The 229-nt window shown below is 35.8% G+C and carries 1 protein-coding gene; it reads left to right on the top strand.

The window, feature by feature from the left end; all coding sequences use genetic code 11:
* A partial coding sequence (locus SM755_RS24295; RefSeq protein WP_323174917.1) for a hypothetical protein occupies positions 1-229 on the top strand: 229 nt, incomplete at both ends.

The raw sequence follows: 229 nt of genomic DNA, 5'->3' as shown, positions 1-229 counted from the left end.
ACCCCAGCAAAATACTCATTAAAATAATGCCAAACTCAAAGGAAATCAAGGAAAACTTGAAGAGAAAGTCAATAAGGGTAAAAGAGAAAACAAAAGGGAAAATCGAAAGAGCAACAAGACCTGATAAAGATGAAAGGTTAAGAAGTCCACGATCTGAACAATCATGTGACTCTGAGTATTCCTCAGATCAAGGAAAACTTGAAGAGAAAGTCAATAAGGGTAAAAGAGG

This window comes from Natrialba sp. PRR66 (genome assembly GCF_034808065.1).
Taxonomy (GTDB): domain Archaea; phylum Halobacteriota; class Halobacteria; order Halobacteriales; family Natrialbaceae; genus Natrialba; species Natrialba aegyptia.
The sequence above is the reverse complement of the archived record's forward strand: the minus strand, read 5'-3'. Positions and strand labels throughout refer to the sequence as shown.